Consider the following 25,326-nt stretch of genomic DNA (forward strand, 5'->3'; position numbering starts at 1 on the left):
ACAGCAATACTATGAATGTTTAGTGCCGTTTTCAGTTTGATAGCCCAAAAGACCATTGCTTTTTTAAGATTACTCGCTAAGCAACTTCTCAATGCTCTTACGGAACTTCGGTCCTTCTTTCAGGTTACGCAGTCCATATTTCACAAACGCTTGCATGTAGCCCATTTTTTTACCGCAGTCATAGCTGTCGCCGGTCATCAGCATCGCGTCAACCGACTGTTTTTTCGCCAGTTCTGCAATGGCGTCGGTCAACTGGATACGGCCCCAGGCGCCCGGTTCGGTGCGCTCCAGTTCTGCCCAGATATCTGCGGAAAGCACATAACGCCCCACGGCCATCAGATCGGAATCCAGGGTCTGCGGCTGATCCGGTTTCTCAATAAATTCGACGATGCGGCTGACTTTACCTTCGTTATCCAGCGGTTCTTTGGTCTGGATTACGGAGTATTCAGAAAGGTCACCCTTCATACGTTTCGCCAACACCTGGCTGCGGCCGGTTTCATTGAAACGCGCCACCATCGCCGCGAGGTTATAGCGCAACGGATCGGCACTGGCATTATCAATGATGATGTCCGGCAGGACGACGACAAACGGGTTATCGCCGATCACCGGGCGGGCACAAAGAATGGAATGGCCCAACCCCAGCGGCTGCGCCTGACGGACATTCATGATCGTCACGCCCGGGGGGCAAATGGATTGCACTTCCGCCAGCAGTTGGCGTTTCACGCGCTGCTCGAGGAGTGACTCTAATTCATAGGAGGTGTCGAAGTGGTTCTCAACGGCGTTCTTGGACGCATGGGTCACCAGAAGGATTTCTTTGATCCCTGCAGCCACGATCTCGTCAACGATGTATTGAATCATCGGCTTGTCGACAATGGGTAGCATTTCTTTTGGTATGGCCTTTGTTGCCGGTAACATATGCATACCGAGCCCGGCTACTGGTATAACTGCTTTTAAATTCGTCATTCTTTTTCCTACCCTGAAATGGCTGATAAAGTATAGGCCTTAACCACATGATAGCCAGAAACTGGCTCATTTCTCGTCTTTTGTGTTTTAAGTCACACATGCGAGTCAAAAGTGTCTTTTAACACTACACTCCATCAGCGGCAGTTTTACTCAGACTTCTCGGAAAACCCTGACTAAAATGATTACCAAAGCGCTTTCCGAATTATCGCAGGTAGCGACACCATAACGTTATAGTATTACTCAGAAACAAACGTTATGTCGTCTTTCTTGTCATGAACAAATTCATACTTCAGCGTCCGATCCAGTCCTTGCGACAAAGAATAAGGTGCTACAAAACCGGATGAATGCACTTTTGTGGCATCAAATTGCGTAGTCGCGCAGAACTTTTTGACACGTACCGAACTGACAGCAAATTTCTTACCAGAAAGCTTACTCAGCACATCAAAACAGTAGCCGCCCAGCATACCCAGCGGGTATGGCAGATGTACTGAAGGGATTTTTTTACCTAAACTTTGCTCAACCTCAGTAACCAACTGGTTCATGTTGAGATCGGGTTTATCCACATAGTTGTAGACTTCGTAACCAGCTTTAACGTTTTTGAGCTTGTATTTGATGAATTCGACGATGTTACCAACGTAAGCCATAGACTTATAGTTCGTACCAGAACCTACCATCATGAATTTACCCCCAGCTATCTGTTTAAGCAGGTTGTAAACGTTCCCCCGGTTACGTTCGCCGAAAATGACGGTGGGACGAATGATCGTGAGAGAGCGCTCATCAGGCTCTTTTGCATGCCATTCACGAAGCACTTCCTCCGCTTGCCATTTACTTTTCCCATAATGGTTGAAGGGATCATGCGGGTGCGTTTCGTCTGGATTTTTTTTGTTCAATCCATAGACCGCAACGGAACTGGTAAAGATGATGTTTTTTACACCATTTTTTTCCATAGCAGCAAGGACGTTGCGTGTTCCCTGAACATTTACATCATAATAAAGCGACGTTGGACTGACATCGTCACGATGTTCTGCAGCCAGCAGCACTACGGTGTCAAAACCGGCGAGCGCCTGATCAAGCGCATGCTGATCGCGGACATCTCCAATCTGGGTGATTTCTGGATAGAAATGACTCTGCTGCTTATCCAGATTTTTGATGTTAAAGTCAGCTACTGCTGTTTCCAGAAGACGAGTCCCAACAAATCCTGAAGCCCCGATAAGCAAAACGTTATTGTTCATAAATCACTTAATCTGGTTATCAAACAAGAACATAAGATAAAGATGAGAACCTTCCCTGAGTAGTCAATGCTGCCCAGCCCCAGCTTTAACGGTAATCGGGCAATTATAATCTTTTAACACATGAGATCCAGTGAGATTATGGTAGCTTGCGCTACCCCCTCCCCTCCGGCAACCGGAAGTTAATCGCGTCCACATTCACGACCTGATGATTTATCCGGTCAATGTCGACCGAGCTTTGGCCTTTTTCGTTGACCGCCTGAACGTTCGCCAGCGACAGCAGGGTGTCGTTTTTGGCCATAAACTTCCCGCGCACGTCTTTGCGCAGGTCAAAATGCATCTTCAGCGCCGGGCCAACGGTGGATTCCTGCATGACCTTGATATTGCGTAAGAAAAGGTGCTGAGGCTTGTTGTGTAACTCCAGCGTTGCCCGCTTCATGTCGATGTTGGTGAGGGCGACAAAAGAAGTCGCGTTGCCGGATGAAATTTGTATTCCGCGCAGTTTATACGCAAGTTGGGTATTATCCAGGCGGATATTATTCAATTTAAAATTTTGCGGAATCGACAGGTAGTTACCTTTTACCACCCCGTAGCCAATCAACATGCCGGCGCTATTTACCATATCGATATTATCAATGACGAAATTATCACAGCCATAAATAGCCACCGTTGCGTTATCAATCCCGGCCTTTTTACTGAAATCGGGGGTGATATTTTTCGCCTTTACGTTGCGAATGACAAAATGCTTGCCGTTCTCGACGTGTACCAATTGGCGGCAGTCGGAACCGGTGATGTTGGCGACGACAAAATTTTTAACCGTCTGCGTTTCTGGATAGGTGTTGTCGTAAGTGCTGCCCGCCAGGCCAATCCCAATACCCCAGTTGATCTTGCCGTTGGTACAGTTAATACGCTCAATCACATGGTCAGAAATGAGGATGTTGCGGTCATTAATCGCCACATTCCACTCAATGGCGTCTCCCTGTAAGTCGGTGAATGTCCCGTTGGTGATCCTCGCGCCGTCAACCTGATTATGAAAACCCTGACGCAGGATGGCATAGTTCGCCTGGGTCACGGTGATGTTGTCGATGACCAGATTACGCATCACTTGCGGTTTTTTCCCACCGATATAAATTTGCGTCACCAGGCCGAAGCCGCTCATCGCAATATCCCTGATGACACAGTCAGAGCCGCGCACGTCCAGCGTGATATTGTGCAAACTGCCGCCCTTCTCACCGGTGACCTGGCTGCCGTCCTGAAGAACAAAACGCCCACGTCCATTGCCGCGCAACGCCCCTTCCACCCGTAAGGTCTTACCCGGCGGAATAAAAATAGCGGCGTTGATGTTGTCGCAAACCAGACCCGCCGGAACCCGCACGGTTTGTGCGTCGGCAAAGGCCTGCCTGAAGGAAGCGATCCAGTCTTTGGGGTTATAGTCCTGGATGTTGACGGTGTTGCCCGCGGTCACGGCGCGGGCAAAAGGAGAATGGAATACAGGAAGCGCGGCAAGCACGGAGCCTGCCGCCAGGAAGGTGCGTCGGGAGAGCGTCGTTTCTGGCATACAACCTCGTTTTACATCGTTTGCAGCAGGCTGGCTAACTGACGGTTGATCACCTGCTGGTTAAAATCGTGTTCAACTTTTTCACGTGCGTGCTTCACCACTGGCTCAAGCGTTGCGCGATCGATCTGGCTAAACCCGGCAAGCTGCGCCGCCAGCGCCTGCGCATCGTTTTCCGGCACCAGCCAGCCTGACTTTCCGGCTTCGACCAGTTCCGGAATACCGCTGTGGACGGTGGAAACAACGGGGATCCCCACCGCCATCGCCTCCATCAGCGCGACCGGAATGCCTTCCATATCGCCATCCGCGCCGGTAATGGAGGGCAGCAAAAAGAGATCCGCCTCGTCGAGCATCGCCTTCACTTCGTGGCTCGGTTTGAAGCCCGGCATCTCAATCACGTCATCAAGCTGATACTGTTCGATAAGCGTCCGCAAACGCCGTTCCCAGGGCCCCATCCCGAGGATGCGGTAACGAAACGCGACGCCTTGCTCTTTGAGCTGGCGACAGGCTTCTATCGCCACGTGCAGCCCTTTTTTCTCGGTCAGACGCGCCACAGAGATCATCTCCAGCGGCGTGCCGGGCGCTTTCACCGGGCGATGGCTGAAGCGCGCCATGTCCACCCCCATCCGCGAGACGGCGATTTTTTCCGCCGGGCAGCCCATGCTTTTCAGGCGCTTAGCCCACAGGTCGCTAATAGGCAGCATCAGGTCGCCACGCTGAAACAACTGTTGGTATTCAGGGGCGTAGTGATTCAGAACCTCCCGGCTGGAGATATCAATGCCGTGGAAAATGGTCGCAATTTTGCCCTTGATCACCCCCAGTTCACGCAGCTTGGTCGCCGTCACGCCGGCAGGACCAAAATGCGCGATGAACACATCGGCCTGCAAAGGCGTGCTCACCTGCGCGCAAATAGACGACAGGATCAGATTGCGTGATTCGTCGCCATAGCGGGAGAAATTCAGTGATTTCCACGTCGCCGCCCGGTGCAGTCCCGGCAGCGTTTTCAACGCCCGGTAACGCAGTTTCGCCAGCCGACCCTGCGGTTCATCCTGCAGCCAGCGGGTCTTCGCCGCCAGGTTGTATTTTTCCCAGGCGGCATGGGTGTTTTGCGTATCACCTTTTTGCAGGGCGACGATGTCCACATCAAATCCCATATCAATAAACGCCGTGATCTGATTAAGAACAAACGTCTCTGATGAGAGTGGGAATTTCAGCAGAAAAAAGCTGACCTTCATCGCCCCTCCCGAATTCTGTCGAGAACGGATTTAATCATGGCAAACCCCTTGGTTCGTTCCTGCGTGACGGCGTTATCCACTTTTTCACTGAGCGCGGGCAGTTGCGCCAGCGTATCTGCGACCACGCCTTGCAGCGACCCGTTCAGCAGGTGACGAATATCAATCGCCAACTCTGGCAGGCCTAACTGCTGCATAATCCCGGCGGATTTGTGCTCGTAGTTAATCGCGATAGCGGGCGTGCCAAAGTTCATCGAAATGATGGCGGAATGCAGACGGGTGCCGATGGTCAAAACACAGGAAGCAAGGATCTTGCCCAGTTCCACATCGTTCAGTTCATCCATCGCGATATGGAAATGCGCCGATGGCTTCACAAATTTCGCCATCCGGAGCGCCACCATGCGGTCATCGCGGTTATAGCGGTCAATACTGGTACAGGTTGAAAGCACCAGCACCTGATAGCCATCGTCAATCAGTCTGTTCACAACGTCCGCAAAAGCCTGCTCATACGCTTGCTGAGTCGTGCCCAGACGTTTGTCGAAGGGCTCGAGATCGCGCAAGGTGATGGCCACCGTTTTTCTTCGCGCGGTGACATCCAGCCAGTGCTGTACCGCATAACTGGCGACAAAATCATCATGGCGGCGCTCTACCAGCCATGCGGTATCCACGCCTTGTTCCACTTTACGGGTGTCGATTTGGGCAGCGGTCATCAAATCGCGGCTGACCGTTTCACGCAGGATCAGCGCATCAGTGCGCCCAAAAACGTAATGAGCTAACTGATTAAAGTCCGGGTTCTGGAAAGGCCCGACGCTATGGCCGACCATATAAATCGGTTTGTTCGCCATAAACGCGCATAAGGGATACTCAAAATGGGTCAGGCCGTACAGGTCCACGTAGTTAGAGCCGCCAACCTGAATGACCGCGTCATACTGGGCGATAAACCGGGCAAAGTCGGCAAATTCCGGCGCAAGCGCAAAGTTACGCAGCGATCCTTCCTGCGCAACCTTCGCCAGTAAAATTTTGTGCTGAAAGCGACGGCGCAACACTTTTTTGACCCGGCCATTCAGCCCGGTCATCTGCTGCTGTTTCTGGCTTAGTTGATACAGCGGATCGGCAATAATTGGCCGTCCCTGTAACCAGGCGGAACTGACCGGGAAACGGCTCATCACATCCATGTCGACTTCAGGTTCTTGTTGGCGGATGGCATCGAGTAAACCGCGCATAATGGCGCTATCACCACGGTTCCCACAGGTGTGGTTGCCTAATACTAATAATTTCATAAGTTGCCTCTTATCGATTTATTTACCTGTCATCCGACACGTAATAATTTTTTCATTCTTGCACTGCCGAACAGCTGTCTTTTCATTTCCATGACCAGCGCGTTGCGTGAAAAAATAAGCATTAAAATAAAACTCACTATTCCGACCACGACCTGTAAAGTGAAGACACCGGACAGCGGCAAGGCTTTGTCAAATAACTTCCCTGCGCCGTAGGCGGTGATAAATGTGGGCAACGAGAGATAAAACGGCAGCCACAGACTCAGAATGTACTGGCGGTAGCTGGAACCGAGCACCGGCTTAATCATGATGAAATAGCTCAGTACGGTATTCACGATCTGCACCAGCAGGAAGCCCAGCGTTACGCCAATCGCCCCCCCCATCTGCCCGCCGATAATGATTGCCGGAATAAAGAGAAAAGTTTTGAACACATTGAATTTAAAACTGATATCCACCCGCGCTTTTGCCATCAGTAAGGAACCAATCGGGTTACCCACCGAGCGCAGCAGACCGACGATGCACAGCAGTTGCAGCACCGGGATAATACTGTTCCACTTTTCGCCAAACACCAGCGGCACGAAGTTATCCGAAACCACCATCAGCCCGAGCAGCGCCGGAAAGTTAATGATTCCCACAACGGACAGCAGTTTGTAAAAGTTCACGCGCAGCTTTTCCGTGTCGTCCTGAATCTTGGCAAACGCCGGAAACAGCACGCGGGTGATGATCGGGTTAAGCTTCATTGGCGGCACCACCGCCACGTTATAAGCCAGATTGTAGCCACCCGCGACGCTGGCGCCGAGAATACGCGCCAGTACCAGCGTGGAAAGGTTAGTATTGACGTAGTTGACGATGCTGTCCGCCGTCAGCCAGGCGCCAAAGCGCAGGTTTGACGAGACGGACTTCAGGGAAAAATGCAGACCCGGGCGATAAATCTTGCGGCCAAAATAACCGAACAGCAGGGTGCGCACGACACTGTTGACCAGATATCCCAGAATCGCGGTTAACGCCAACGGCCAGAAATGGGCGCTGACCACCGTGAAAGTAAAGCCCGCCAGCACCGCGCTGGTTTCGATCATACCGATCTTGTTGAACTCCAGCTCTTTTTGCATCAGCGCGCGGAACTGCTGCCCATGCGGGATCACGACAAACACCAGCGAAAGGGTTTTAATCAGCGGCGTCAGATCCGGATTATGCAACACGCCTGCGATAACATCGCTCAGCAGATATACCGCCACGCACACCACAATCCCCAGCCCCACGTTCAGCCAGTACAGGGTGGTAAGCTCGAGGTGACTGATCGTTTTGCGCTGGATAATCGAGTTGGCAATACCGAAGTCGCACAGGGTATCCGCCAACGCGATGATGACCAGCGAGACGGTCAGCAGCCCGAACTGATGATTATCGATAATCCGCGCAAGCACGGTCATCTGAATCAGCCCAAGACTGATGATAATGACCGTGGCGATGGCTGACCATTTGGCGCCGCTGATGGTTTTTTCTCGTAAGCTCATCTTAATACGCCGCTTTGTTAACGAAACCTTTGAAAACGGTCAGAAAAACGATTTTGATGTCGAACCAGATGCTCCATTCGCGGATGTATTCCAGGTCGAATTCGACGCGTTTTTCCATTTTCTCCAGCGTGTCGGTTTCGCCGCGCCAGCCGTTGATCTGCGCCCAACCGGTAATGCCTGGCTTTACCTTGTGGCGCAGCATGTAGCCTTCAATCAGTTGTCGATACTGTTCGTTGTGCGCCACCGCATGTGGACGCGGGCCGACAATCGACATCCCGCCGGTCAGCACATTGATAAACTGTGGCAGCTCATCAAGCGAAGTGCGGCGCAGGAAATTACCCACTTTCGTCACGCGCGGATCGTTCTGCGTCGCCTGCGTAACCACCTTGTCGTTTTCCATCACCTTCATTGAACGGAACTTCCACACGTTGATCGGCTTGCCGTCCATACCGTAGCGGGTCTGGCGGAAGATCACCGGACCTGGCGAGGTCAGCTTCACCGCCAGCGCGATACCGCACAGTACCGGTGAAATCAGCAGCAGGATCAGCGAGGCGAGCACAATATCCTCCGCGCGTTTCAGCAGACGGTTAATGCCCGACAGCGGCGTGTCATACAGAGGCACCACCGGCACGCCGCTCACTTCTTCAATGCGCGAATGCAGGATGTTGAAGGTAAAGACGTCCGGGATAAGGATCACCGAACAGGTGGTATCCGCCAGTTCGCGCACCAGCTTTTTCACCTGCGCGCCGTCGCTCATCGACATGGCGATATAGACGTTATGGATGCGTGAGGCTTTGGCATCCTCAATCAATTGTTCAAAATTTCCGGCCCAGTCGGAAGATACACCGCCCGGTTTCGGGTCGTGATAGACGCCGACCACCTCAAAGCCCAGCCACGGTTCGTTGCGAAAACTGTCGAGCAGCGCCTGTCCGGCTGGCAGGTCGCCCGCTACCGCCACCAGGCGTTTGTTATAGCCGCGGTTGCGCAGCCAGCCCGCGCCGTAGCGGATAAACGAACGGCAGATCACAAGGCCAATGCTGCTCAACAGATACCACGCCAGCCAGGTGCCCAGGCGATTATCGAAATCCTGGTTAAACGCCACCAGACCCGCGCAAAAAACGAGGCTCAGCGTCCAGTTTTGCAGCAGGAGCGTCAATTCTGTGGAAATTTTGACGCCGCGCCAGGATCGGTAAAAATCGGTCATGCCGCCCAGCATCTGAAAAACAACCAGCGTAATCAGCGCCACCAACAGGTGCATATACAGGAAGGGCCGTCCACTCACTTCGCAGACCAGCCACAGCCCGCCAAACATGATGGTGATATCTGAAAAGCGTTGCACCATAGAGATTAACGATGCATTGGTTTTCGCTCGTTCGCGCTTTTTTAGATTTGTCATCGTTGTTCCTGTTATTAGCCCCTTACCCGCGACCGGGTAAGGGAAGACCTGACCTTACTGATTCAGCAGCGTCAGCAGAGTGCGCGTTCGCGCTTCCATCAGCGGGATATCACCGCGCGATTCGACGTTCAGGCGTACCACCGGCTCGGTGTTTGACGAACGCAGGTTAAAGCGCCAGTCGGCAAACGACATGCTGATGCCGTCAGTGCGATCCACCGACAGCGCCTCTTTCGCGAAGTGCGCCTCCACGCGGGCGATCGCCGTCGCCGGTTCCGCCAGTTTGCTATTGATCTCCCCGCTCGCCGGGAACGCCGCCATCCGGTCGCGGACCAGCTCGCCCAGCGACTGCCCTTTCAGGCATACCAGCTCCGCCACCAGCAGCCATGGGATCATCCCGCTGTCGCAGTAGGCGAAATCACGGAAGTAGTGGTGGGCGCTCATTTCGCCGCCGTAAATAGCATCTTCCGCACGCATCCGCTCTTTGATAAACGCATGACCGGTTTTCGACATCACCGGCGTGCCGCCTGCGGCCTTCACCACGTCCACGGTATTCCAGGACAGGCGCGGGTCGTGGATGATCTTCGCGCCCGGGTGTTTTTCGAGGAACGCTTCCGCCAGCAGGCCGACGATGTAGTAGCCCTCAATAAACTGCCCTTTTTCGTCGAACAGGAAGCAGCGGTCAAAGTCGCCGTCAAAAGCAATCCCCATATCCGCGCCGTGCTCAATCACCGCATTGCGGGTATCGTCGCGACATTCCGGCAGCAGCGGATTAGGAATACCGTTCGGGAAGTTGCCGTCCGGGGTGTTATGCACCTTGATGAACTCCACCGGTACGCCCCGGGCCTTAAAGCGCGCTTCAATAGCGTCCACCACCGGACCCGCCGCGCCGTTACCCGAGTTGATCACCAGCTTCAGCGGGGTCAGGTTGTTGACGTTGATGTAGCCAAACAGATGATCGATATAGGCGTCGCGCAGGGTGATCTGTTTATAGCTGCCGCGCTTAGCCATATTGACCGGCGGGAAGTCGTTGGCTTCCGCCAGGCGCTGGACGTCGCGCAGGCCGGTGTCGCCGCTGATTGGGCGCGCACCCTCGCGCACCAGCTTCATGCCGTTGTAGTCCATCGGGTTATGGCTGGCAGTGACTTCAATGCCACCGTCAACGCCGAGGTGGAAGGTGGCGAAATAGATCTCTTCGGTGCCGGAAAGGCCGATATCCAGCACATCGACGCCCGCGTCCTGTAACCCCTTCGCCAGCGCCAGCTTCAGCGCCTCACTGGTCAGACGCACGTCGCCGCCGAGTACAATGGTTTTCGGTTTGAGAAATTCGCCGTAGGCGCGGCCAATCCGCCACGCAATATCTTCGTTTAATTCTTCGCCCAGTCTGCCGCGAATATCGTAGGCTTTGAAACAGGTTAATTTTGTCATGTTTTTTTACCCTTCTTCAGGCAACAGTTAGCCCTCTCCCGGAAGGAGAATAATCATTTCGGATACCCATTCTGTTTCGCGTTACAGGAAGCCTGCGCCCCTGCGCCGCGAAAGATGATGGTCAGACGCGGCCGTAGCGATCCTCGAAGCGAACGATGTCGTCCTCTTCCAGATAGGCGCCGGAGCGCACCTCAATTAAGTCGAGCGGAATTTTTCCCGGGTTTTCCAGACAGTGGGTCGCGCCCAGCGGAATATAAACAGACTCGTTTTCACCAAGCAGTTTGATCTCGCCGTTGATGGTGACTTTGGCGGTGCCCGCCACCACCACCCAGTGTTCGGCGCGGTGGTGGTGCATCTGCACCGACAGCCCCTCGCCCGGTTTAACGGTAATGCGTTTCACCTGGTAGCGGTCACCGGCGTCGATAGAGTCGTATTTGCCCCACGGACGGTACACTTCACGGTGAATATGGTGTTCATGACGCCCGTCGGCTTTGATTTGTTCAACCACTTTTTTGACATCCTGCACCGCGTTGCGATCGGCAATCAGCACCGCGTCTTTGGTCTGCACCACCACCAGGTCTTTCACGCCAACGGTCGTCACCAGGCCAGACTCGGCATAGACGTAGCTGTTCTCGGTTTTGTGGCTGATCACATCGCCGTGGTGTACGTTACCTTCGGCGGTATGCGCGCTAATCTCCCATAGCGAGGACCAGGAACCCACGTCGCTCCAGCCCGCGTCCATCGGCATCACTACCGCATCCGCCGTGCGTTCCATTACCGCGTAATCCACCGATTCTTCCGGACAGGCGAGAAACGCCTCTTCATCCACCCGAATGAAGTCCAGATCCGGGTCAACGACGCTCATCGCTTTTTCGCAGGCCGACAGAATATCGGGACGGTATTTTTTCAGTTCTTCCAGATAACGACCGGCGCGGAACAGGAACATACCGCTGTTCCAGTAGTAATCGCCGGTTGCCACATACGCCTGAGCGGTCTCCAGATTCGGTTTTTCGACAAACTGCGCCACCTCAAAGGCCACCGCGTCTTTCTCGCCCGGCACCACCTCGCCGCGACGAATATAGCCATAGCCGGTTTCCGGCAGATCCGGCACGATGCCAAAAGTCACCAGCTTACCCGCCTCAGCGTACGGCATGGCGTTACGTACGGCTTCACGGAAAGCGTCTTCGTTGGCAATCACATGATCGGCCGCCAGCACCAGCATCAGCGGATCGCTGTCCGGACTGTGGCGTTTTGCCGCCAGCGCAGCCAGCGCGATCGCCGGCGCGGTGTTACGACCCGCCGGTTCGAGAATGATGTTTTCCGTGAGTTTATTGAGCTGTCGCAGCTGTTCGGCGACGATAAAACGGTGCTGCTCGTTGCAGATCACCACCGGGCTTTCGCACTCCACGCCGTTCAGACGACAAATGGTCGTTTGCAGCATGGTCAGATCGCCCTTCAGGCATAAAAACTGTTTTGGATAAAGTACGCGGGAAAGCGGCCACAAACGGCTACCGGAGCCACCAGCCATCACAACCGGATAGAGTTTATTTTGCCCCATGATTCATCCCCGAATATCTGTAATAAATTGACGTAACACGTTCTCTTTATCGAGCGTGCGTTCGGCATATTCACGTGCCACCGTGTTGTGTTTTGGCATGGCGAGTGCGGAGGTAATCCCCGCGACCAGCGCCGGGACCGATTCCGGCTCAACGCAAACGGCGATACCCGGCGCGTTGCTGCACAGCTGGCCCAGTTCCGTTTCCGGTTCGGCGGTGATGACCGCGTTGCCGCCGACCGCCAGAATGTTGGTTAACTTGGACGGTAAAACCGCATCCGCCGCGCCGCGCTTTTGCACCACCAGATGGCAATCGCCCATTTTCAGCAGCGCAGGCAGCGCTTCGTAAGGCTGCAACGGATAAAACCTGATGTTATCGAGGCCGCGCTCACGGGCCATTTTTTCCAGTCGCGCTTTGCCGCCGCCCTGCCCGACAATGGCGAACACCAGCGGCTTATCGCGCAACTGAGCCGCGGCTTCGATGACGTTTTCCAGCCCCTGCTTTTCGCCGATATTGCCGGAATAAAGCACGATTTTTTTGTCATCCGGCAGACCAAGCTGATTGCGCAGCGCAAGCACATCCGCGTCATTGACGTTCTGAAAGCGCGCCACTTCCGACCAGTTCGGAAAGAAAATCACTTTTTCCGCCGGGACGCCTTTTTCCTGCGCTTTATTCATCATTGAACGCGAAATGGTGGAAACGTTGTCGACGTTATGCAGGCCGCTGCGCTCAAAGGCGGAGGCCAGCTTTGCCACTTTGCCGCTCTTGCCCTTTCCGGCCAGACCGAGTCCAAGCATCGCGTCCACTTCATAATCCTGAATATGCAGTAAGGTGCGCGCGCCAGACAGCTTCGCCAGTAGGCGCATGCCCGGTGTGCAAAACAGCGTCGGCACCACGCCGATAATGCGATCCGGCTTCCAGCGGCGCTGGGCCATCAGCGGGAAAAAGCTGCTCAGCGCGAAACTGCCGAGATGCAATAATCGTTTCAGCGTCGAGGGCTGCTTCGGCACATACAGCGGGCAACGCCAGACGGTGGCATCGCCCTCTTCCCGGCGGTAGCGCCAGGCGGAATAGCGCTCGCCCACCTTCCACTGCGGGTAGTACGGCGGCGCGGTAATGACCCGCACCTCATGCCCCTGACGCGCCATCCACTCGACCATCTCGCCGGTGTATTTGCCGATGCCGGTCAGCTCCGGCGAGTAGTTGATTCCATACACCAAAATTTTCATAAGCCCGGCACTCCGGACTGACGATCGGCCAGGAAATAGGCACGACTGTTGTCGTGCACGTTGTCGCTGGCAAGCAGCGCCTCTGGCGACAGCCAGCGGTAGTCGTCATGCTGAGAATCAGGCAGAGGCAGGTCTGCCTCTCTCACCTTCAGACGGAACCCCAGCACGATGTAGTGCGTGGTGAAGTCGCTGCCCGAAAAGTTATCGTCATAGAAGTGCTGCCAGACCCCGTAAAACTGGCCCGCTGCCATCGGCAGCCGCAGGCCCAGTTCCGCCAGAGTAAGGCGCGCAAAGGCATCGCTGAGCGTCTCATCCTTCTGCACACGCCCGCCGGGCACGAACCAGAAGCCCTGTGCAGGACGATTCGTTCGTTTTCCCAGCAGGAACTCGCCGCGTTCGTTTTCCACAATCAAATCAATGGAGATCAGCGGCGTGGAACGAACGATCGTGGCAAAATCTTCCTGACGTAAAAACATGCTTACCCCCGGAACCGGTGCTGATTCTCAAGGAACCACTGGTAGGTGCTGGCAAGGCCTGCGTCCAGCGAGATCTCGTGATACCAGCCCAGTTGATGCAGGCGGGTGACGTCGAGCAGTTTGCGCGGCGTGCCGTCCGGTTTGGTGGCGTCGAACACCACGCGGCCCTTGTAGCCCACCACCTGCGCGATCGTCTGCGCCAGCTCGCGGATGGTGCAGTCAATGCCGGTACCGACATTAATGTGCGACAGCATCGGCTGGGTGTTTTCCTGCCAGACTTCGCGATCCAGCTCCATCACGTGAATGCTGGCGGCGGCCATGTCGTCAACGTGGAGGAATTCACGCATCGGCGTACCGCTGCCCCACACCACCACATCCGGCGCGTTTTCCACGGTCGCCTCATGAAAACGACGCAGCAGCGCCGGGATCACATGGGAATTGCTCGGGTGGAAGTTGTCGTGCGGCCCGTACAGGTTGGTCGGCATCACCGAGCGATAGTCGCGGTCATACTGACGGTTGTAGGACTCGCACAGCTTGATCCCGGCAATTTTGGCAATGGCGTAAGGCTCATTGGTTGGCTCAAGCGTTCCCTGCAACAGCTCGCTCTCAGCCATCGGCTGTTTCGCCAGCTTCGGGTAGATGCACGATGACCCGAGGAACAACAGCTTATTCACGTTATTCAGGTGTGCGGCATGGATGATGTTGCTTTCCATCATCATGTTCTCAAAGATGAAATCCGCCGGGTAGGTGTTATTCGCGACAATGCCGCCCACTTTCGCCGCCGCCAGATACACCTGATCGATGCGTTCACTGGCGAAGAAGTCATGAACGGCACGACTGTCCAGCAGGTTCAGTTCCTCGCGGGTACGCACGATCAGTTCCACGTCGCCGCGCTGTTCAAGCTGGCGTTTTATCGAGGAACCGACCATCCCGCGATGGCCGGCAATGAAAATTCGTTGTTTGCTCATTCTCAGGACTCCAGCGCGATGGCAACCTCGTAGCCGTGAGACTTCAGCAGGGAGTGTTTCTTCGCCGCTTCCAGATCTTTCGCGACCATTTCGGAAACCATTTCCTGCAGGGTAATTTCCGGTTTCCAGCCCAGCTTCTCGTGCGCTTTGCTCGGATCGCCCAGCAGGGTTTCCACTTCCGCAGGACGGAAATAACGCGGGTCGACGGCAACAATCACATCGCCTGCCTTCACGCCTGGCGCGTCGTGGCCCGTGACGGAGACGACAATGCCTTTCTCATTTACGCCTTCGCCTTCAAAGCGCAGTTTGATGCCCAGCTGTGCCGCGGCCATCTCAACGAACTGACGCACTGAGTACTGCACGCCGGTGGCGATAACGAAGTCTTCCGGCTGTTCCTGCTGCAGCATCATCCACTGCATCTTGACGTAATCTTTCGCATGGCCCCAGTCACGCAGGGAATCCATGTTGCCGAGGTACAGACATGACTCCAGGCCCTGCGCGATGTTAGCGATCGCGCGGGTAATTTTGCGGGTGACAAAGGTTTCGCCGCGGCGTGGAGATTCGTGGTTGAACAGAATGCCGTTACAGGCGTAAATGCCATAAGACTCGCGGTAGTTAACGGTGATCCAGTAGGCATACAGTTTCGCCACGGCATACGGTGAACGCGGATAGAACGGCGTGGTCTCTTTCTGCGGAATTTCCTGCACCAGACCGTACAGCTCAGAGGTGGACGCCTGATAGAAACGGGTTTTCTTTTCGAGGCCCAGGAAACGAATCGCTTCCAGCAGACGCAGGGTCCCCATGGCGTCAACGTCGGCGGTGTATTCCGGCGACTCGAAGGAGACCGCAACGTGACTCATCGCGCCCAGGTTATACACTTCATCAGGCTGCACTTCCTGCAGGATACGGGTCAGGTTGGAAGAGTCCGTCAGGTCACCGTAATGCAGATGGAATTTGGGGTTGCTGGCGTGCGGATCCTGATAAATATGATCAACACGTTCCGTGTTAAAAGAAGAGGCACGACGCTTAATACCGTGCACTTCATACCCTTTTTCCAGTAGCAGCTCTGCCAGGTAAGAACCATCTTGTCCGGTAACGCCGGTGATGAGAGCGACTTTAGACATGTTTATTTTCCTCTGTACTTATCAAAGTTTTCAAACCCTGCTCATAAGGCTATCTGTCTTGCCATTCTGAACCGGGCTCTTCGTTTCAACGCGTTCGCGTATCACCACTGCGGGATTGCCACGGCAAATCGTATTTGCCGGTAGCGATTTAAAAACGCTGCTGCGGGCGCCAACGACCGTGCCATCGCCAATCGTCACACCGGGCGCAACGAAGACATCGGTTGCCAGCCAGCACTTCTCGCCAATCACAATCGGCGTGGCGGTAATATCAAAATGCGCGCTGGCGTGATCGTGACTGCCGGTACATAAATAACTTTTTTGCGAAACCACCGAGTTTGCGCCGATAATAATCTCGCCGAGGGTGTATAAATTGACCTCATCGCCGACCCAGGCGTAATCTCCTAACGTTAATTTCCACGGATAGGTAATTTTTACCGAAGGTCGAATGACTACGTTTTTTCCGATTTTTGCGCCAAATAAACGGAGCAAAAATGCGCGCCAGCGATAAAGGACCTGCGGAGACCAGGCAAATAATGTCGCCTGTACCGCCCACCACAATTGAACTTTTATGCCACTCGCGCCACGAAAACCTTTCGGCACGGAAAAGCCGCGTAAATCCTGCATATTATTTCCTTATATTTATGATTTGTTATATAAGGCTTTCGTTTTACCCGTCGTGCGCTGGCGTAAATGCCATGACAACTCCGCCCAGAAACCGGGGACACGTAATATGTTACGCTGGACCTTTTTCGCATCTTCGCAGAGTTCAAGATTATTCGTTGTCGACACGCCGCCCATAGAAAATTCAGACACCAGTCCATTTAATTTTTTAAAACGATAACCCGCTTTATACATTCTGGCGGCCAGCGCATAGTCGGATGACACTTTATATTGCAAATCGTAATGCCAGATTTTTAACCCTCTGACCGGGAAAAAGATCGCCTGATGGCTGGCTGGCAGACTGTGATAGATATACCAGCCGGGTTTCGCGCTGCGTTTAATTTTATGACCATTGCCAAAATCCAGCAGCGCATCACCGGTCATCATGGCGTCATCTTTTTGTGTCTTCAGCTGACGCACGAACCGGGCAGCATCCGGATGAAAAATATCACCGGAATTGAGGAACAGCGCAAACGTTCCCTGCGCCATCTCTATGCCTTTATTCATCGCATCATAGATGCCATTATCCGGTTCGCTCACAAAGCGTAAGTCGTACTCGCCATTGAGGTTTTCGAGAAACTCGCGGGTCCCGTCGTTCGAGCCGCCATCCACCACAATCCACTCGAAGCTGATATCATTTGCCTGGGCCAGGTGCGCAAGTGACGCATGGGTTTTGACAATGCCGTCCAGATTGCGAAACGCGACGGTGATAATGCTGAGCAGCATAGGAATAACCTCATCATACTTTTGTAATATTGAGCGCTTTGCGCAAAATAAACGGACAGACAATTAGAAACGCATATTCCGGGCTAAATATTGAACCGGTAAAAAACAGTGACACCGGGGTAAAAAGATAAAGCTGCACCCGAAAATTCTGATTATCACCAAACGCATTAAGCGTCATTTTTACCACTTTCCCCATGTACCACAGAGTCATGAGTACCGCGAACCAGGAAAAATAAATAATCAGCAGATACAAACCATTGTCTATTGTTTTTCCGACATCCGCACCGTTAAAGATTCCGAATGATGCGACATATTCGTAAAGTGAGCCAAATCTGACAACGCCGTCAATATGGGTCAAAGAATAGCCGACCATAACCAGCGGGCCGACGATACGATAATAAGACGATGACCCTTCTGTGCCTAAATCACCGAGGCGCGTGGAGATATAAGGAAATGCGAACATCACCCCCACCAGAAATACGGTTAATGAAATTATCGCCAGCGGCAGTTTTTTCTTAATCGCATCCTTATTCAGATACTGAAATGCCCATTCCAGCAGGTAAAACAAGATAAATGTCATTACCCCTGAAAACGATCCTGATAATACTATCCCTGCCAGAATCATAGCATCGGTTTTAGGTGTTTTGATACCAAACTGTTTGATGCTGAGCCAAATTGAGATTAACGCCAGAGCAAAAAAGGCCGGTTCGAAATAGAGTGCGGTGGTTCGCTTGCCACCAAATTTAATAAAGTTCAGTACATAACTGTTACTGTAAATAAGATATTTCGAAATCGCTTCCATTAAGCTGCTGCCGCCGGTGAGGATAATTTGCGCCATCTCGGCAGCGGCGAGGAGTACCACCAGCCCAACCACCAGATAAAAAAAGCGCAGGATCTTGCGGTGGTTGTGCGGCGAAATGGTCTTAAAGCGAATACTCCAGACCATGCCGATAATGATCACAATGTAAACAAACAGCATGGTGGAAGTGACGTATTTGCTGGCGTCCAGCGACTGGCCGAAAAGGTAGTTAAACGCCGTCAGCCCGGCGCCGATCCCCAATGCAATCATCAGTTTTTTCAGGTTGATGCGTTCCACATAAAGCAGCAGCAAAACCGGCAAAAAGGTGACGATGGTGATGGGAAAACTTTCGCCCAACTGGGCAATTTTGACGTTGACCAGCAGGTAGATCAGCGGCAGCAGCAGATAGCTACAGATTCTGATAGAACGAGACATATTCCTCCAGCATCTGTTGTCCACTGTAAGCCGCCCGGCTGCGCTCGCGAAAGGCGTCGAGCGAAGTGCCAAAGACGGCCTGCGCGATATCGGCTTTGCTTAACTGCGCCAGGCGAAGTACGTCGCTGTCGTCGAAGGTTTTACCGCCGGATTTTTGCAGGACCTCCTGCGCCGCCTCGCTATGGGTGGCGATAACCGGCACGCCAATCGACAATGCTTCGCAGAGAATCAACGGATAGTTATCCACCCGTGAACTGAACACCAGCGCGTCCATCTGGTTCAGTGCGCTCATCAGCTTACGCTTGTCGGTTTCAAATCCGTGATTGACCACGTTCGTTCCGTCAAACGGCGAAAACTTACCGAAGGTATGTAATTCGATCGCCTCGCCCAGCGCCATCATTTCGCGCACCAGCCGCTGGTTGGTTTTACCGTCATAGCGCAGATCGTGGGCCACCACCGCGATTTTCGGTTTTCCTTCCGTCGCGCTGACCGGGGTCAGCTCCGCGAGAATCGCTTCGGTCGCCACGTCGATACCGTTATTGATGATGCGGCAACGCCCTGCCCCGTACAGGCTGTTAAAGGCATCGGCGACGTGCTGGCTTGGTGAGATAAACTGACAGCCGAGCGCCAGCATGTCACGGAAAAGCTGGCGCTTACCGTGCACCAGCGCATGGGCGCGGTCGACTTTCACCGGTGGGTAATTGTTCAGCGTCGGGCATTTCCGGCAGTCCGACTTCCAGCCTTCGCAACCGTCGGTAAAGGCGCAGCGGCCAGTTACGCTCCAGTGGTCGTGCAGCGTCCAGACCAGCGTGACGTCCGGCTTGTGGTTTTTCACCTTTTCGCAAAACGCCACCACCTCGGCCAGATTCAGCCAGTAGCTGTGCAGGACGTGAAAATGCAGCACCAGCGGCCCCGGCGTGCGGGTGACGCTGCGGTATACATTATTGAGATTGCCAAACAGGTCGCGGTTAAACAGACGAAACAGAGCGATATTCGCCACCGACGTCAACCGTGGCGTCTGCTTACTCACATGCGGATAATGATTGTGGCTGACGCTTTTCTTTCCGCCTTTGCCGTAGCCGTACACGAAACGTGAAGCCAGTCCTTTTTGCAGCGCGCGCTGATGCAGATCTAATGCCACCCCAGCCGCACCGCCTTCCGCCAGCCGCACATTAAATTGCAGAATGTTCATTTTATTCCCTTCACTCGTGCCTTCTCGCCTACCACCAGCGCATTGTCCGGCACGGCGTCAAGCACCACGCTCCCGGCGCCAATGGTCACGTTATTACCAATAGTGATATCACCCAGCACAATGACGTTCGCGCCCAGCTCCACCCCGTTGCCAATCACCGGGCAGGCGAGGCTGTCGGCGCCGCGATTGCCAATGGTGACACCATGACGAATCGTAAAATCGTCCCCGGCGACCACGTTCTTATTTATCACCACGGCATAACCGTGATGAATAGTGAAACGTCGGCCAATGGTCGCTGCCGCCTGTATCTCGTAGCCAAACAGGCATTCGGTGATCAGGCGATACAGCACCAGCACCGGCGCGGCCCACAGGTTGTTAAAGACATTTTTTTTGCGCCAGACGGAACAAAAGTGGGCGACGCGATAAGCCAGCACCATGCAGCACGGGCGCAGGCTCCAGCTGTTGGCGCGAATATCTTCCAGCATGCTTAACGCCCTCGCAGTCCGTCAGCCAGCCGTTTGCCGTTACGAACGGACAGCAGCGTGAGCAACGTGCGCCAGGTCATCCGTTTATTGCGGATCTGGTAAAGGGTGAACAGCTGATATTTCTTGCTCGCGCGGTCGAATTTATCTTTGTGCTTGCGATAAAAATGGAAATAGCCGGAGAATTTTTTCGGCGACGAGGTGATCTGCATTTCGCCGTGGTTGATATGCAGGATCTGCGTCGCGTCTTCCACCTTCCACGGTTCGCCGTACTCCACCACCATGCGCAGGAAAATATCGTAATCCTGCGCCGCCTTCAGTTCAGTGTCGAACAGGCACTCTTTAAAACGCCACGCCCAGGTAAACACCTGGTTGCCGATGATGTTGCGCTTGTAGAACAGGCGGCGAGAGTACGGGGACTTCGGGTACAGCGGCAGACTGGCCGGTTGCGAATAGACTTCGCCTTCACAGACATAATCGTTCGCGTAAAGGAACGCATGAGTGACCAACTGATGCTTATGGGCGAGAAACACGCTCAGGCGATTTGGCGTCCATTCATCGTCATCGTCAATACCGGTGATGTACTGCCCGTTCGCCTGTCGGATCGCCTGGTTACGCACCGCGCAGGCGCCGGAATTGACGTCGTTATGGGTATAACGCACCCGTGGATCGTTTAACCCTTCGACGAACTGCTGCAGCTGTTCATAGGCGCTGGAGCAATCATCGACAATGATCATTTCCCAGTGGGTATAGTCCTGGCGCAGCACCGATTTGATGGCCCGAATCGCCAGTTGTTGCCTGTTCCAGGTGGGCATATAGATTGAAATCAGCGGGTTGTCTTTATTCATGCTCGTTCCCCAAAGCGTTTTCGCCGGATGGCGTTTCGCTGCCATCCGGCATTCTCGTTTTTTATTTGGAATCTGACTTATATTCGTACTCGTAATACCCGTAATCCTGGTATCCGGTGGCGCGACGGAAGATAGAGTTGAGGATCACCCCTTTCACCTGAATGCCGTTTTGCCCGAAGCGGCTGAGGCTGGTCTCCACCTCTTTCAGAGTATTCACGGCGTAACGCGCCACCATCAGGGTGGTTCCCGCGTGGCGACCGACAATCGCCGCGTCAGTCACGGCCAGAATCGGCGGCGTATCGATCAGCACCAGGTCATAGTGACTGCTGGCCCACTTGATCAACTCGCCAAAACGTTCACTCATCAGCAGTTCCGACGGATTTGGCGGCACCTGGCCGCGGGGAACGAGATCGAAGTTTGGGATAGAGGTTGGTCTGGCGCAGGCGGAAATATCTCCCTTGCCGACCAGAATATCGGACAGACCGTTCACGTTGTTGGTGCCGAGCAACTCGTGGGTGTACCCCTTGCGCATGTCGCAGTCGATCAACAACACGCGCTTGTTGGTCTGGCTGATGACCGCCGCCAGGTTGGCGCAGACAAAAGTTTTACCGATTGATGGGCTGACCCCGGTCAGCATCAGCACGTTGTTCTGCGCCTGCATCATGGCGAAGTGCAGGCTGGTACGCAGACTACGCACCGCTTCAATCGCCAGATCGGTCGGGTTCCCTACCGCCAGCAACTGGCTCTGCTTGTAACGCTTCACGCCTTTGATGGTTTTCACGTTATCGCGCGCTTTCTGCCATTCCGACAGCGGAATGCTGGCGTAAACGCTGATCCCGTTCTCTTCAAGCACCTGCGGGCTTTCGATACCGCGATTGAACAACGAACGCAGCAGGACGCCGACGATTGACAACATCAGGCCAAGAATAATGCTGCCCAGTATGATCAGCCCCTTCTTCGGCTTCAGTACACCCGGTTGGGCAATCGCCGGGTCAACAATTCGCACGTCGCCGACGGTGCTGGCCTCGTTGATCTGCAGCTCCTGTTGCTTATTCAACAGCTGCATGTAGACCTGCTGACCGGACTCCACGTCACGGGTCAGGCGCACGATCTCCTGCTGCGTTTTCGGCATTGCCGTCACGCGCCCGTTGAGCTTCGCTTTTTCATCCTCCAGCGCCTGGCGTTTTTCCAGCAGCGTGCGGTAAGCCGGGTGCGCTTTGGTGTACAGCTTGGAGATTTCCGCTTCTTTAAAGGTCAGCTCATTCAACTGGGCGTCGATATTGACCATTGAGTCCAGCACCGCTTTTGCTTCCAGCGGCAGGTCAACGGAGTCTTTATCCTGGCGGAAGGCGTTGAGTTTGTTCTCCGCGACGTCCAGACGGCTGCGCACTTCCGGCAGTTGTTTTGCCAGGAATGCCAGGCTTTTCGCTGCCTCTTCCGATTTACGCGCCACGTTCTGTTCAAGGTAGTTGCGGGTAATGCTGTCGAGAATTTCGCGAATTTGTTCGCGATCCTCACCGGTAAACGTCAGGCTTAACACGCCGGTGTCCTTGCCGGTTTCGGTTACCGTCAGGTTGTTTTGCAGGGTGTTGATCATCCCGAGCGTGGAGAATTTATTGACGGTAAATTCGGTGTCCGGGCGGGCATGGATCTCGCTCACCACCATCGTCACGCCGTCTTTGTTCAGGGTTTGACCGATCTGCCCACGGGCGCTAAACCCGCCGTCACTGGTCAGCGCGTAGGACTTATCGTCCAACACGTTCAGCGTGAAAACCTGGTCGTTCATTCCCTTCGGCAAGGTAAAGGTGGTAACTTTCACCGTCTCATTCTGGCGTCCCATCAGCCGTTCCCAGCCTGCGCCAAACAGCGGGAAGGTGTTTTTGCTGACGGAGATATCCAGGTCCAGGTCATCCACCGTTTTGCCTAACACCAGACGCGAGCGAATCAGCTGAATTTCGGCCTCAGAGGCGGGAGGTTTATCGGACAACGCCGAGTTAATATCCTGCACCAGCGAGCTGCCAGCGTTCTGTTCAATCTGCACCAGCGCATCCGCACTGTAGATTGGCGTGGCGAAGAGCGTGTAAATCACTCCGCAAAGTGCGAATAATGCCGTAATCCCCAGCACCCACCAGCGTGCTTCAATGACGGTGCCCACCAGGCGGCCGATATCGATTTCATCGTTGCCCGTTACCGGAGCGGCAGACTGTCTTACTTTTTCTGTCATTATTTTACCTGCTCTGCGTTCAATGCCTGCGCCCACTGGCGGGCAGACCGTTCAAGTAATGCGTACACCGCTTCAAACGCCTCGCGGCTTTTACGATACGGGTCGGGAATGTCGCGCTCATCGTCCCAGTGACCAAACAGCATGACTTTGCCGCGCATTTCCGGCGCCAGCTCATGCAGAGACGCAATGTGTCTTTTCTCCATTGCCAGGATCAGGTCATAGTCCCGGCACAGCCGTCCGGTGATTTGCCGCGCGCAGTGTCCTTCCAACGACAGGCCGTGATCGGCCGCCACGCTAAGGGCAGACGCATCTGCGCCCTTACCCACCAGCGCGCCAAGCCCCGCCGACTCGACGGTCAGCGCCGGGTGGTAGCGCTTCAATAAGCGCTCTGCCGTTGGGGAACGGCAAATGTTCCCCACGCAAACAACTAATATTTTGTTAAACATGACGATTACCAGGCGTGAATGTCGCTGGCCGTATCCGTCATATAACGGACACCGCTGATGGTCGGCAGCAACTGATTGATCAGACGGTTCCAGCGCGCAACCGGTGCGGTGGTGACATACACCACGTCATAAGGCTGCAGACGGAATTCCGTCGCCATGACCAGAGAGGTCGCATCAGACATATCGAGCTGATAAATATTGGCAATCTTGCCGCCCGGACCTTTGCCTTTCAGCGGACGGATCACGAAGATGCCGCTGGCGTTGGAGGTGGTCAGATCGATACCTTCGGCGTTGCCCAGCGCTTCGGTCAGCGTCATGCCGCTGAAGTCCATTTTGAGCGTGCTCTGTTTCTTCACTTCACCCATCACAAACACTTTCAGATCGTCATTGCGCGGAACATAAAGAATGTCGCCCGGATACAGCAGGCGGTTCTGGCTGAGATCGCCGTTTTGCATCAGCGCCTGCAGGGAAATCCGTTGTTCTTTGCCGTTATGGGTCAGCACGACGTTGCGCCAGTCGGCGTCTTCGGTCAGGCCGCCTGCGGCGTTGATCGCATCCAGTACGGTGAGCGGCACGTTGGTGATCGCCTGCTGGCCGGATTTGTTCACCTGGCCGGAGATATAGGCTTTTTGCGAACGGAACGCGGCGATATTAACGTCCACCTGCGGGTCAGCGATGTACTTCGCTAAGCGCCCGGTAATATCACTGCGGATCTCTGCGAGTGTTTTCCCCACCACGCTAACCTTGCCGATATAGGGATAAAACATCGTGCCGTCCGGCTGCACCCAGTTGCCGGTGTCGCTGGAGCTGCGGTACTGCCCCGCTGGCGTTGTCAGCTCAGGGTGGTCCCATACCGTCACGTTCAGAACATCCCCTGCCCCGACGCGGTACTGATAGCTGGCAAGCTCCTGGTCCAGCGACATATTCGGCTGCGCCACGTTTGGCCGCGGACGCAATTGCTCAACCAGTCGCGGGGTGAGTGGATACACATTCACCATCCGGTCGAGATCAAAATCAGCGTCCTGCTGTTTAATCACGTCTTTACCCATCGTAGACATATTGCTGCCCGGAAGTACTGTGCAACCGCTTATCAAGGTTACCGACACCAATAATGGCATCAATTTCATTTTGGATTTCATCATTGATTATTTATCACTTTGGCAGAGTAATTATCCTGTGCAATTTAAATAGCGACTTCGCCGTACACATTTACATTGCAGTTAATTGAAAAGAAATTTAACTGGCATCAGTCCTAAAAAATTTGAATTCATCCGTAAGCTATTGACAGAATAATGCAGACTCGTCATCAGGCGTTCAGGCACGCTACCGCCCTTGGCTTTTTAGCTACCAATACACTGATTAAGTTAGATTTTTGCAAACCTCGTGATTTTTCTCCTGCCACAACAGAGAAATACGTAAGGTAATAAGAATGTCGGCGATTAATGATTTACGATGCCGGTCAATATATTTCTTCACACCTCATTAACGCTGGAAGAATTGTTACAGCTAACGTATTAGCAGGCAAGGCAACAAGCCTGCTATTTTGTCTTTTTAAGATTAATATTAAGTCATA

Annotated in this window: 22 protein-coding genes; all 22 read right to left on the bottom strand. The window is 54.0% G+C overall.

The genetic code is table 11. The features are described 5' to 3' along the window. Window positions 1–69 precede the first annotated feature (69 nt). Window positions 70–963, bottom strand: coding sequence for a UTP--glucose-1-phosphate uridylyltransferase GalF (galF, locus tag CSE01S_RS03575; protein WP_042284285.1), 894 nt, complete (start codon window positions 961–963; stop codon window positions 70–72). 236 nt (window positions 964–1,199) lie between these two features. Next, window positions 1,200–2,195: an SDR family oxidoreductase gene (locus tag CSE01S_RS03580; RefSeq protein ID WP_042284288.1), complete on the bottom strand. Its 996-nt coding sequence runs from the start codon at window positions 2,193–2,195 to the stop codon at window positions 1,200–1,202. 151 nt (window positions 2,196–2,346) lie between these two features. Further along, window positions 2,347–3,750 carry a colanic acid biosynthesis protein WcaM gene (gene wcaM, locus CSE01S_RS03585; protein ID WP_042284291.1) on the bottom strand — a complete coding sequence of 468 codons (1,404 nt, stop codon included), beginning with the start codon at window positions 3,748–3,750 and terminating at the stop codon, window positions 2,347–2,349. 11 nt (window positions 3,751–3,761) lie between these two features. Continuing rightward, on the bottom strand, window positions 3,762–4,982 hold the full coding sequence (gene wcaL, locus CSE01S_RS03590; protein ID WP_042284293.1) for a colanic acid biosynthesis glycosyltransferase WcaL: 1,221 nt from the start codon (window positions 4,980–4,982) through the stop codon (window positions 3,762–3,764). Continuing rightward, the gene (wcaK, locus tag CSE01S_RS03595) at window positions 4,979–6,259 is read right to left on the bottom strand and encodes a colanic acid biosynthesis pyruvyl transferase WcaK (protein WP_042284295.1); all 1,281 of its coding nucleotides are present in this window, start codon (window positions 6,257–6,259) and stop codon (window positions 4,979–4,981) included. The genes wcaL and wcaK overlap by 4 nt, the downstream gene beginning before the upstream one ends. Before the next feature lie 29 nt (window positions 6,260–6,288). Next, complete coding sequence (gene wzxC, locus CSE01S_RS03600; protein WP_042284298.1) at window positions 6,289–7,767, bottom strand: colanic acid undecaprenyl disphosphate flippase WzxC; 1,479 nt, start codon at window positions 7,765–7,767, stop codon at window positions 6,289–6,291. Between the two features lies 1 nt (window position 7,768). Further along, on the bottom strand, window positions 7,769–9,163 hold the full coding sequence (gene wcaJ, locus CSE01S_RS03605) for an undecaprenyl-phosphate glucose phosphotransferase (RefSeq protein ID WP_042284302.1): 1,395 nt from the start codon (window positions 9,161–9,163) through the stop codon (window positions 7,769–7,771). A gap of 54 nt (window positions 9,164–9,217) precedes the next feature. Beyond that, window positions 9,218–10,588 carry a colanic acid biosynthesis phosphomannomutase CpsG gene (gene cpsG / locus CSE01S_RS03610; RefSeq protein ID WP_042284305.1) on the bottom strand — a complete coding sequence of 457 codons (1,371 nt, stop codon included), beginning with the start codon at window positions 10,586–10,588 and terminating at the stop codon, window positions 9,218–9,220. 121 nt (window positions 10,589–10,709) lie between these two features. Next, window positions 10,710–12,146: a mannose-1-phosphate guanyltransferase gene (gene cpsB, locus CSE01S_RS03615; RefSeq protein WP_042284308.1), complete on the bottom strand. Its 1,437-nt coding sequence runs from the start codon at window positions 12,144–12,146 to the stop codon at window positions 10,710–10,712. 3 nt (window positions 12,147–12,149) lie between these two features. Further along, a complete protein-coding gene (gene wcaI / locus CSE01S_RS03620) occupies window positions 12,150–13,373 on the bottom strand; it encodes a colanic acid biosynthesis fucosyltransferase WcaI (RefSeq protein ID WP_042284312.1) in 1,224 nt (407 codons plus the stop codon). Next, on the bottom strand, window positions 13,370–13,849 hold the full coding sequence (locus CSE01S_RS03625) for a GDP-mannose mannosyl hydrolase (RefSeq protein WP_042284315.1): 480 nt from the start codon (window positions 13,847–13,849) through the stop codon (window positions 13,370–13,372). The genes wcaI and CSE01S_RS03625 overlap by 4 nt, the downstream gene beginning before the upstream one ends. A 2-nt stretch (window positions 13,850–13,851) precedes the next feature. Next, complete coding sequence (gene fcl, locus CSE01S_RS03630) at window positions 13,852–14,817, bottom strand: GDP-L-fucose synthase (RefSeq protein WP_042284317.1); 966 nt, start codon at window positions 14,815–14,817, stop codon at window positions 13,852–13,854. A 2-nt stretch (window positions 14,818–14,819) separates the two neighbouring features. Beyond that, a complete protein-coding gene (gene gmd, locus CSE01S_RS03635) occupies window positions 14,820–15,941 on the bottom strand; it encodes a GDP-mannose 4,6-dehydratase (RefSeq protein ID WP_042284320.1) in 1,122 nt (373 codons plus the stop codon). A gap of 30 nt (window positions 15,942–15,971) precedes the next feature. Beyond that, window positions 15,972–16,565 carry a colanic acid biosynthesis acetyltransferase WcaF gene (gene wcaF, locus CSE01S_RS03640; protein ID WP_042284322.1) on the bottom strand — a complete coding sequence of 198 codons (594 nt, stop codon included), beginning with the start codon at window positions 16,563–16,565 and terminating at the stop codon, window positions 15,972–15,974. Between the two features lie 15 nt (window positions 16,566–16,580). After that, window positions 16,581–17,327, bottom strand: coding sequence for a colanic acid biosynthesis glycosyltransferase WcaE (wcaE, locus tag CSE01S_RS03645; protein WP_042284324.1), 747 nt, complete (start codon window positions 17,325–17,327; stop codon window positions 16,581–16,583). Between the two features lie 13 nt (window positions 17,328–17,340). Next, window positions 17,341–18,561, bottom strand: a complete 1,221-nt coding sequence (gene wcaD, locus CSE01S_RS03650; RefSeq protein ID WP_042284327.1) for a colanic acid polymerase WcaD — start codon at window positions 18,559–18,561, stop codon at window positions 17,341–17,343. Further along, entirely contained in the window at window positions 18,536–19,753 is a 1,218-nt protein-coding gene (wcaC, locus tag CSE01S_RS03655) for a colanic acid biosynthesis glycosyltransferase WcaC (protein WP_042284330.1), read from the bottom strand. Before wcaC ends, wcaD begins: the two co-directional genes overlap by 26 nt. Then, entirely contained in the window at window positions 19,750–20,238 is a 489-nt protein-coding gene (gene wcaB, locus CSE01S_RS03660) for a colanic acid biosynthesis acetyltransferase WcaB (RefSeq protein ID WP_042284332.1), read from the bottom strand. Before wcaB ends, wcaC begins: the two co-directional genes overlap by 4 nt. 2 nt (window positions 20,239–20,240) lie before the next feature. After that, window positions 20,241–21,083: a colanic acid biosynthesis glycosyltransferase WcaA gene (wcaA, locus tag CSE01S_RS03665; RefSeq protein ID WP_042284758.1), complete on the bottom strand. Its 843-nt coding sequence runs from the start codon at window positions 21,081–21,083 to the stop codon at window positions 20,241–20,243. A 61-nt stretch (window positions 21,084–21,144) separates the two neighbouring features. Beyond that, window positions 21,145–23,307: a tyrosine-protein kinase Wzc gene (gene wzc, locus CSE01S_RS03670; RefSeq protein ID WP_042284335.1), complete on the bottom strand. Its 2,163-nt coding sequence runs from the start codon at window positions 23,305–23,307 to the stop codon at window positions 21,145–21,147. Next, window positions 23,307–23,753 carry a low molecular weight protein-tyrosine-phosphatase Wzb gene (wzb, locus tag CSE01S_RS03675; protein WP_042284338.1) on the bottom strand — a complete coding sequence of 149 codons (447 nt, stop codon included), beginning with the start codon at window positions 23,751–23,753 and terminating at the stop codon, window positions 23,307–23,309. Before wzb ends, wzc begins: the two co-directional genes overlap by 1 nt. 5 nt (window positions 23,754–23,758) lie before the next feature. Then, on the bottom strand, window positions 23,759–24,895 hold the full coding sequence (locus CSE01S_RS03680) for a polysaccharide export protein (RefSeq protein WP_042284340.1): 1,137 nt from the start codon (window positions 24,893–24,895) through the stop codon (window positions 23,759–23,761). Between the last annotated feature and the right edge of the window lie 431 nt (window positions 24,896–25,326).

The sequence above is a fragment of the Citrobacter sedlakii NBRC 105722 genome (assembly GCF_000759835.1).
Lineage (GTDB): Bacteria > Pseudomonadota > Gammaproteobacteria > Enterobacterales > Enterobacteriaceae > Citrobacter_A > Citrobacter_A sedlakii.

Bases quoted from the DNA above. Each gene is read 5' to 3' on its own strand.
- galF (WP_042284285.1), bottom strand. From the start codon at position 963: ATGACGAATTTAAAAGCAGTTATACCAGTAGCCGGGCTCGGTATGCAT.
- CSE01S_RS03580 (WP_042284288.1), bottom strand. From the start codon at position 2,195: ATGAACAATAACGTTTTGCTTATCGGGGCTTCAGGATTTGTTGGGACT.
- wcaM (WP_042284291.1), bottom strand. From the start codon at position 3,750: ATGCCAGAAACGACGCTCTCCCGACGCACCTTCCTGGCGGCAGGCTCC.
- wcaL (WP_042284293.1), bottom strand. From the start codon at position 4,982: ATGAAGGTCAGCTTTTTTCTGCTGAAATTCCCACTCTCATCAGAGACG.
- wcaK (WP_042284295.1), bottom strand. From the start codon at position 6,259: ATGAAATTATTAGTATTAGGCAACCACACCTGTGGGAACCGTGGTGAT.
- wzxC (WP_042284298.1), bottom strand. From the start codon at position 7,767: ATGAGCTTACGAGAAAAAACCATCAGCGGCGCCAAATGGTCAGCCATC.
- wcaJ (WP_042284302.1), bottom strand. From the start codon at position 9,163: ATGACAAATCTAAAAAAGCGCGAACGAGCGAAAACCAATGCATCGTTA.
- cpsG (WP_042284305.1), bottom strand. From the start codon at position 10,588: ATGACAAAATTAACCTGTTTCAAAGCCTACGATATTCGCGGCAGACTG.
- cpsB (WP_042284308.1), bottom strand. From the start codon at position 12,146: ATGGGGCAAAATAAACTCTATCCGGTTGTGATGGCTGGTGGCTCCGGT.
- wcaI (WP_042284312.1), bottom strand. From the start codon at position 13,373: ATGAAAATTTTGGTGTATGGAATCAACTACTCGCCGGAGCTGACCGGC.
- CSE01S_RS03625 (WP_042284315.1), bottom strand. From the start codon at position 13,849: ATGTTTTTACGTCAGGAAGATTTTGCCACGATCGTTCGTTCCACGCCG.
- fcl (WP_042284317.1), bottom strand. From the start codon at position 14,817: ATGAGCAAACAACGAATTTTCATTGCCGGCCATCGCGGGATGGTCGGT.
- gmd (WP_042284320.1), bottom strand. From the start codon at position 15,941: ATGTCTAAAGTCGCTCTCATCACCGGCGTTACCGGACAAGATGGTTCT.
- wcaF (WP_042284322.1), bottom strand. From the start codon at position 16,565: ATGCAGGATTTACGCGGCTTTTCCGTGCCGAAAGGTTTTCGTGGCGCG.
- wcaE (WP_042284324.1), bottom strand. From the start codon at position 17,327: ATGCTGCTCAGCATTATCACCGTCGCGTTTCGCAATCTGGACGGCATT.
- wcaD (WP_042284327.1), bottom strand. From the start codon at position 18,561: ATGTCTCGTTCTATCAGAATCTGTAGCTATCTGCTGCTGCCGCTGATC.
- wcaC (WP_042284330.1), bottom strand. From the start codon at position 19,753: ATGAACATTCTGCAATTTAATGTGCGGCTGGCGGAAGGCGGTGCGGCT.
- wcaB (WP_042284332.1), bottom strand. From the start codon at position 20,238: ATGCTGGAAGATATTCGCGCCAACAGCTGGAGCCTGCGCCCGTGCTGC.
- wcaA (WP_042284758.1), bottom strand. From the start codon at position 21,083: ATGAATAAAGACAACCCGCTGATTTCAATCTATATGCCCACCTGGAAC.
- wzc (WP_042284335.1), bottom strand. From the start codon at position 23,307: ATGACAGAAAAAGTAAGACAGTCTGCCGCTCCGGTAACGGGCAACGAT.
- wzb (WP_042284338.1), bottom strand. From the start codon at position 23,753: ATGTTTAACAAAATATTAGTTGTTTGCGTGGGGAACATTTGCCGTTCC.
- CSE01S_RS03680 (WP_042284340.1), bottom strand. From the start codon at position 24,895: ATGATGAAATCCAAAATGAAATTGATGCCATTATTGGTGTCGGTAACC.